Annotated in this window: 5 protein-coding genes and 1 pseudogene; 2 read left to right on the top strand and 4 right to left on the bottom strand. The window is 67.7% G+C overall.

The window, feature by feature from the left end; all coding sequences use genetic code 11:
• The coding region (locus U9977_RS23730) for a toll/interleukin-1 receptor domain-containing protein (RefSeq protein WP_322751500.1) at positions 1 to 1,479 on the bottom strand (1,479 nt) is incomplete at its 3' end.
• The gene (locus tag U9977_RS23725) at positions 1,476 to 2,426 is read right to left on the bottom strand and encodes a hypothetical protein (protein ID WP_322751499.1); all 951 of its coding nucleotides are present in this window, start codon (positions 2,424 to 2,426) and stop codon (positions 1,476 to 1,478) included. The genes U9977_RS23730 and U9977_RS23725, both read right to left, overlap by 4 nt.
• Positions 2,427 to 2,751: 325 nt before the next feature.
• Here U9977_RS23725 and U9977_RS23720 point away from each other — a divergent pair, with 325 nt between their 5' ends.
• The gene (locus tag U9977_RS23720; RefSeq protein WP_322751498.1) at positions 2,752 to 3,567 is read left to right on the top strand and encodes a toll/interleukin-1 receptor domain-containing protein; all 816 of its coding nucleotides are present in this window, start codon (positions 2,752 to 2,754) and stop codon (positions 3,565 to 3,567) included.
• A gap of 58 nt (positions 3,568 to 3,625) precedes the next feature.
• A complete protein-coding gene (locus U9977_RS23715) occupies positions 3,626 to 6,163 on the top strand; it encodes a Tex family protein (protein ID WP_322751497.1) in 2,538 nt (845 codons plus the stop codon).
• Positions 6,164 to 6,298: 135 nt separating this feature from the next.
• Here the strand turns inward: U9977_RS23715 and U9977_RS23710 are convergent, their stop codons facing one another.
• Both U9977_RS23710 and U9977_RS23705 read right to left on the bottom strand, forming a co-directional pair.
• Positions 6,299 to 7,573 (bottom strand): DegT/DnrJ/EryC1/StrS family aminotransferase, encoded by a 1,275-nt coding sequence (locus U9977_RS23710; protein WP_322751496.1) that lies wholly within the window; start codon positions 7,571 to 7,573, stop codon positions 6,299 to 6,301.
• Positions 7,574 to 7,643: 70 nt separating this feature from the next.
• Positions 7,644 to 7,830, bottom strand: a pseudogene (locus U9977_RS23705) (GMC family oxidoreductase); the annotation flags it as partial.

Genomic DNA, 7,830 nt, shown 5'->3' with positions numbered 1-7,830 from the left:
AAGGCGCGCCGGAATCATGAAAACGGCCCCCTGCGGTTGTTCCATGGCCACGTCAAGCGCCCAGGCGATCTGCCGGTTGACCGAACCGGGCCTGGACACGGCGCTCGACAGGCACACGACCACGGCCCGGCTTCGCTCGATCGCCTTCTTGATCTCCTCTTGCCGGTCCTGGCCGGCGCCGAGGTTCTCAGCCTCGAGCCACAGGCCACGCAATCCGTCCGATCGCAGGTGGGTGTACAGGTTGGCCGCCGCCGCGCCGTCATCCTCCGCGTGACACAGGAAGACCGTCGAGCGGGCCGCCCGGTCGGCGGCCTCGATGGCCGCCCGCTCGCGAAGGTCGAACAGTCGTGGACGACCGGCGACCTCGTAGGGGAAACGAAAAGCCACGGCGGCTTCTGGAACATCGACTAATTCGCACAGGATGCGTTCCGGCTCGTTGAGCAAACCCGGCGGCGAGCCCTGCCGGTATGTCGCGTCGAGCCACTCACGACCCAGGGTGGTGATATTGACCCACGCTGGCCTGATGTCCTCCGGCGGCGGTCGCCGGGCCACGGCCCCACCGCCCCCGAAGGCGCCGTCGCGCACCGGCGGCGAGATGGTCGCCGCGAGCAGCTCGCCGAACGCCGGAGCCAGCGGGCCGGCGGAGGCCACCGAGACCCGGATGCGATACGCCCGGTCGGTGTAGCGACGCACCGCCTCGGCGTAGAGCGGCTGCGCCTCGATCGCGAAGGCATCGGCCGGCACTCGTCCTCTGAACTGCGTGGCCGGTATCTCCCTCGCGAGGGCGGCGTATTGCCCGGCGAGCTTGGCGAGCTCGTATCGGAGCCGGTCTCCCACCGCGTACGGTTCGAGGCAGACACTGATCAGCGTCGGCTGCCGCTGCTGCGCCAGCGCCAGCCAGAGCGGTTCCCAGGAACGGTCGCCCCCGATGAACGCGGACATGGCGAAGCAGAACGGGCGCCCGAAATTCGGGTCCACAGGCTCAGGCCGGCTGCACCGACTGTGGGTCAGCCGTTTCCGTATCTCGACCAGCCCGTCGGGGTGCAGCCCGATCGGCGCGAGCCAACCCTGGACTTCCGCCGCGTCGAGAATCGGCCTGGCTTGGACATGGCGCGGTACGGCCGCCAACCGCGCCCGCAACGTGAGCGCCGCGTCGGTGGCCGCGGTGTCATTGTGAGCGAATACCCGCCCGAGCAACGCGCAGGACACGCTTGCCGACCGGGGGTCACTGAGGTATCGGAGGTCGAAACGCGGCCGGGCGGCAGGCGCCGGCCCGGTGGCGATCTCCTGCTGTGCGCTGACCCACGCCACCTCCGCGGTGAATGCGTCGGCACGCCGCCGAGGCTCACCCAGGTCGGTGTACAGGCCCGAGCCCACCGTGGGTGTCATCGGTGCGAGCCGGACCCCCACCCACGCCCAGGTGCCGTCCGGGACGGACTGTCGAAGGACCCCGTCCTGCCCGGCAGCGTCCGAACTCACGGCTGGTAGGGCGGTTCGTCACCGCTGGGCCAGGGCTGGTCACCGGCACCGGGTGCCGGCGGGGCTGGCTGCGGGTACGGCTGCGGGTACGGAGGTTGGCCGACGCCCGGCCGCCCGCCGAAGTCGAGGTTTCCCGGGCCCAGCGGATCCGGCGGGGTCGGACCGGCGGCATCGATCGGCGGCAGGCCGTGGGGGAAACCGAATGCGATGGGCACGTCCTGCCCCTCGATCGCGACGTAGAGTCCTTCCCGGCATGCGGCATGGACGGCCTCGCGCATCGCCCTGGGCCGTTCGGTACGCAACATGATCGTCTCCGGATCGATCCTGCCGAGCATCCCGTTGACCAGATCAGCCAGAAACTTTCCGATCAGGGCGTAGCCACGGCGCGAGCGCCACATCATCCACCCGAGATAGAGGCTCGTGCCGTAGCCGAACACCGACACGTAGGCCGAGTAGTGCCCCTCGGTCAGCACCAGCCGGTTACTGACATTCCCGGCGCCGATGCCGGTGTACATGCGGCGGACCGTCCGGGCGAGCGGGATCTGGCGGACGCGCAGGGAGCCGGCGATCTGGCTGTACGTGGATTCCGCGCTGGCGGTCCTGTCCTCCAGCAGTACCCGCCACTCGGCGATGGGCTCGGTGAGCCGCGACAACAGCAGGACCACCCAGAACACGATCCCGGCCACGATGGCGCCGAGGGTCCCGATGCCGGCCGCGGCCGACTCACTGCCAGTTACCAAGACGAACAGCGAGAGAAAACCGAATATGAGCCAACTGAAGAAGGACGCGCCCAGCGCCCGTCCGAATAAACTACGTAAGGTACTCCCGCTGACGCTGTCGTCCAGTGACAGCTCGATGGGCTGGTGCCGCAGCGTCTTGTCGAGATAAGCGCCGTTGCCGTCGCCGCCGCGCCAGCCGGGAATATGCATCACTTCTGAATCGATCATCATAGCCCCCTCGTGGAACGGACTCACTGTCCAACATCAGAGTCTGGCACGTGGACGCAACCTGCGACATCCACCAACCACCTACCGACCGGCAATAACCGGCCAACCATTGGTTTCGGCAATCGCACCCGCGATGACGTCAGGAGAGCCAGAAACCTTCACCGTAGCCGCAGCAGGCCGCCAGTTCTGCGTATTTTTACGGGTTCGCGCCACCGCGATACCACCCCACCCGCCCCGGTCGTCCAGCCCCATCCGTCCCCGACCCGGGCGCCGCGACCGCACCGGGAGCCCGGATAGGATTCCTGAAACCGGACGGAGGTTCAGGATGGGCGACGGGACTGGTCGGCCGATCCAGTTACGGCTCTCGGCCGACGAGCGCCGGGATCTACTGGACACCTGCGCAAAGATCGCCGGAACGGAGGGCGCCACCGGAATGCTGCTGGATCGGATCGGCTATCCGCGAGGATACCGCCCCGGTTGGCAGGGCACGATACCCGTCCACTGGTGGCACCAGGTTTTCGCCGAGCTGGACAACGGCATCGTCGTCGATCCCTACCACCGCCTGCTCGAAGCGGCGCTTGACCTGTACCCGGCCAATCCCGTACTGACCTCGATCGCCGGCCGTCACCACATCACGCATGATAATCCACCAACTGCGGAGATCGACAACCACCGGTCACAATTGATCATCAATAGACCGGCGCGTGCGGTCGAGCAGTCCAGCCCCGCGAGCGAGCGAATTATTCTATGCTATTCCAAGCACGATCAGGAACGTGTACGCGCCTTATATGATCGCCTGCGAAATGATGGGCTGGCGCCCTGGCTCGACGACGAGGGCATTCCTCCCGGTAAGGAGCGGGAGCCGCTGGTCAGGAAGGTAATCAGGGAGTCCGCCGCCGTCCTGGTGTGCCTGAGCGCGAACGCGACGAGCAGGAGAGACTTCCTGCACAAGACGATCCGGTTCGCGCTCGATACGGCGAGCGAACAGCCCGAAGGTGCGACATACATCATTCCGGTGCGGTTGGAGGTCTGCGACATCCCCGATCTGCTCCGACCCTGGCAGCCTGTCGATCTTTTCGACGGTCGCGGTTACGAGAAGCTACTGCGCGCGTTGCGCGACCTGCCGCGTACGCGGGCCTGACGATCAGGCAAGCTGGTCACGAAGACTTCGGACCCCAGCGCGAAGGCGGATCAAGATTGTGACGACGTCGGTTCATCGCAGGATCGCCGAGGAGCTCGGCGTGCGTGAGGGCCAGGTGACCGCGGCCGTGGACCTGCTCGACGGCGGGGCCACCGTGCCGTTCATCGCCCGCTACCGCAAGGAAGCGACCGGCGTGCTCGACGACGCGCAGCTGCGCACCCTTGAGGAGCGGTTGCGGTACCTGCGTGAGCTGGAGGAGCGCCGCACCGCGATCCTCGAGTCCATCCGCTCGCAGGGCAAGCTGGACGACGCACTCGAGGCGCAGATCATGGCCGCCGACTCGAAGGCGCGCCTCGAGGACATCTACCTGCCGTACAAGCCCAAACGGCGTACCAAGGCGCAGATCGCCCGGGAGGCGGGCCTGGAACCGCTGGCGCAGGCGCTGCTGGACGATCCGACCCTCGACCCGCAGCTGGCCGCGGCAGCGTTCGTCAACGCCGAGCGCGGCGTCGACGACGTCAGCGCCGCGCTGGACGGCGCACGCGCGATCCTGGTCGAGCGGTTCGCCGAGGATGCCGACCTGATCGGGACCCTGCGCGAGCGGATGTGGTCGCGGGGCCGGCTCACCTCCCGGGTACGCGAGGGCAAGCAGGATGCCGGCGCCAAGTTCGCCGACTACTTCGACTTCGCCGAGCCGTTCACCAAGCTGCCCTCGCACCGGATCCTCGCGCTGTTCCGCGGTGAGAAGGAGGAGATCCTCGACCTCACGCTGGAGCCGGAGGAGGCCGTCGAGGAGGCCGCACCGCGGGAGACCCCCGCGCCGAGTGCCTACGAGCTGACCATCGCCGAGCGCTTCACCGTCGCCGACCTGGGCCGCCCGGCCGACCGCTGGCTGGTGGACACCGTGCGCTGGGCTTGGCGCACCCGCATCCTCGTCCACCTCGACATCGACCTGCGGATGCGTCTGTGGCAGGCGGCCGAGGACACCGCGGTGGGGGTGTTCGCCGTCAACCTGCGCGATCTCCTGCTCGCCGCGCCCGCCGGCGCCCGGGTGACCATGGGTCTCGATCCGGGCCTGCGCACGGGTGTCAAGGTCGCGGTCGTCGACGCGACCGGTCAGGTCGTGGCCACCGAAACGATCTACCCGCACGAACCGCGGCGGCGCTGGGACGAGTCGATCGCCGTGCTGGCCCGCCTCGCGGCCCAGCACGGCGTCGATCTGATCGCGATCGGCAACGGCACCGCGTCCCGGGAGACCGACAAGCTCGCGAGCGACCTGGCCAGGCTGCATCCCGACCTGTCGCTCACCACGGTCGTCGTCTCCGAGGCCGGCGCCTCGGTCTACTCGGCCTCGGCGTATGCCTCCCGTGAACTACCCGAACTGGATGTGTCGCTGCGCGGCGCGGTGTCGATCGCGCGCCGTCTGCAGGACCCGCTGGCCGAACTCGTCAAGATCGACCCGAAGTCGATCGGGGTCGGCCAGTACCAGCATGACCTCTCCGAGATCAAACTGTCCCGCTCGCTGGACGCGGTCGTCGAGGATGCGGTGAACGCCGTCGGCGTCGACGTCAACACCGCCTCCGCCCCGCTGCTGACCCGAGTCTCGGGCATCGGCGGCGGGCTCGCGGAGAACATCGTGCGCCACCGTGACGCCAACGGCCCGTTCCGCTCGCGCCGGGCCCTCACCGACGTCCCACGGCTCGGCCCGAAAGCGTTCGAGCAGTGCGCCGGCTTCCTGCGCATCCGGGACGGGGACGACCCGCTCGACGCCTCCAGCGTGCACCCGGAGGCGTATCCGGTGGTCCGGCGCATCCTGACGTCGACCGCCGGCGAGCTCACGGCCCTGATCGGCAACACCGCGCTGTTGCGCGCGCTGCGGCCCACGGACTTCGTCGACGACACCTTCGGCCTGCCGACGGTCACCGACATCGTGGCGGAACTGGAGAAGCCTGGCCGTGACCCGCGCCCGGCGTTTGCGACCGCGACCTTCGCCGACGGTGTCAACACCCTCGCCGATCTCACCCCCGACATGGTGCTGGAAGGGGTGGTCACCAACGTCGCCGCGTTCGGTGCCTTTGTCGACGTGGGCGTGCACTCCGACGGCCTCGTGCACGTCTCGGCGATGTCGAAGACCTTCGTGGCCGACCCTCGGGACGTGGTGAAGTCCGGCGACATCGTGCGGGTGAAGGTCCTCGACGTCGACATTCCCCGCAAACGCATCTCACTCACCCTGCGCCTGGATGACGACGCCGAGCGCCGCGGTGAGCAGGCAGGCCCGCCGAACGCCGGGCGCCGGGACCGTGGCGGGGCACCTCGCGGCGGACAACCACGCGCAGCGGCACAACCCCGCGCAGCGGCACAACCCCGCAGTGGCCAACCTCGCAGTGCACAACCTCGCAGTGCACAACCTCGCAGTGGCCAGCCCCGCGATACACAACCCGGTAGCGCCCAACCCCGTGGTGCCCAACCCCGCCCCCGTCGTGGGGAATCAAGCGTCCCGACCGGTGCGCTCGCGGACGCGCTACGCCGTGCCGGCCTGATCGACGAATTCGGCAACAGCATCACCGGCCCGAAGCGCACCGGTCGCGGAGGCTGACCCAGTAGTGCTCCGGGACTGTGGCCTCCGGGCGCGCGATCTGACGATCGTCACGCGCCCTTTGGCCCTCCAGGCCGAAGAGTGCGCGATCGCTGGTCCTTTCCGCGCACTCGGAGCCTCAGAACCTGAACTCACTCATGCTGCGCCCGTCGGAGTCTCCGTGTAGAAAGCAGCCGCCACCTTCTCGAAGGCAAGGATGTACTGCTCCATATGCCGCTGGGTGTAGACGGGGTGGGTGTAGAACGGGAGCGTCCGCGCCGCGAGCCAGCGTGCTGTGGCGCAGTTCGTCTTCGAATAGTCGATCGGGGTGGCATTGGGGTCGTCAAACGGGTAGTTCAGCTTCCCGAAGCCCTTGTTCTCGACGAAGACGCGCTCCCGATACATTTCCGACAGCTGAACCGTCGTGTAGGGCACACCCTCCGCGGTCATGGCTGCGGCGAACTCCGCGACGGGAACCGACAGCCGTTCGGAGTCGAGCACGAAGGGCGCCCACCAGAACGCATTTTCCCGCTCCTGCGAGTCCACGGGGGCGTGTATCACGAGCGGATGGTCCCGCAGAGCCTCGGTCAGCTGGCGGCCGTTGGCGCGACGCTGGGGAAGGTTCCACGAGTCGAGGCGGGCGAGTTCAGAACTTCCGATGGCCGACTGCATCTCAGTGAGCCGGTAGTTGAAGCCCACGCGCCGATGGATGTACTCCGGTCCGAACTCCATGAGCCCCATGCGCCTGGCCACGTCATAGCCGTGATCCCGTAGAGAACGACATTCCCAGCTCAGATTCTCGTCATCGGTGACGATCGCGCCACCCTCACCACCGGTGGTGAAATGCTTGCTCTGGCAGAAACTGAAACAGCCGACGTCGCCGACCGTGCCGACCTTCCTCCCCTTGTAGGTCGCACCAATGCTCTGCGCACAGTCCTCGACGACGAACAAACCGTGTTTCCTGGCGACATCGATGATCGGATCAAGATCTGCAACGACACCGTAGAGATGGACGACAATGATCGCTCGGGAACGAGATGTGATCTTCTTCTCGACGTCGGCCGCGCTGAGCGTATGCGACTCGTCGACGTCGGCGAAAACCGGCAGTGCACCCGCCTGCAGCACGCAGGAGGCCGAGGCGATAAAGGAGTACGGCGTGCAGATGACCTCGTCCCCTGGTCCGACGCCCAGCGCGGCCAGCGCGGTATGTAATGCCGACGTTCCGCTGTTCGTGGTGATGGCGTGGTCGGCGCCGAGGTACGCGGCCAACTCCGCCTCGAATCGCTGGCCCAGTTCGCCGGTCCAGTAGTTCACCCGACCGGTGCGAAGGGGCTCCATCGCCCGTTCGATGCTCTCGGGCGCAAGGCTTGGCCAGGTCGGGAACGGCTCGTCCGTGACCGGCGTACCACCGAAGATCGCGAGCTTGGACATTGTCAACCTCCTCGCCGGCGGGGTGGCCGGGGCCGGATCGGACGCTACGGGTTACCGGGTGGCGTGCATCTCAAGCAGCAAGCGAATCGCCGAGCCAACGCGACATGGCGATGATGGTAAGCGCCGGGTTGGCTGCTCCAAGTCGGACAAAATTTCCCGGACCGGCCAGGTAGACGCCGGGAAGCCCTTCAACCTCAAGGTCCTCCGTGACCGGCAGCGCACCGTCACCGCCGACGGGATGGGAACAGGCCTCGTGC

Source organism: Protofrankia sp. Cas8 (genome assembly GCF_963555845.1).
In the GTDB taxonomy this organism is placed as follows: Bacteria; Actinomycetota; Actinomycetes; order Frankiales; family Frankiaceae; genus Protofrankia.
Note: the sequence above shows the minus strand (reverse complement) of the source record. Positions and strands in the feature narration are given on the sequence as shown.

Coding starts and splice junctions, on each gene's coding strand:
- U9977_RS23725 (WP_322751499.1), bottom strand. CDS start 2,426: ATGATCGATTCAGAAGTGATGCATATTCCCGGCTGGCGCGGCGGCGAC.
- U9977_RS23720 (WP_322751498.1), top strand. CDS start 2,752: ATGGGCGACGGGACTGGTCGGCCGATCCAGTTACGGCTCTCGGCCGAC.
- U9977_RS23710 (WP_322751496.1), bottom strand. CDS start 7,573: ATGTCCAAGCTCGCGATCTTCGGTGGTACGCCGGTCACGGACGAGCCG.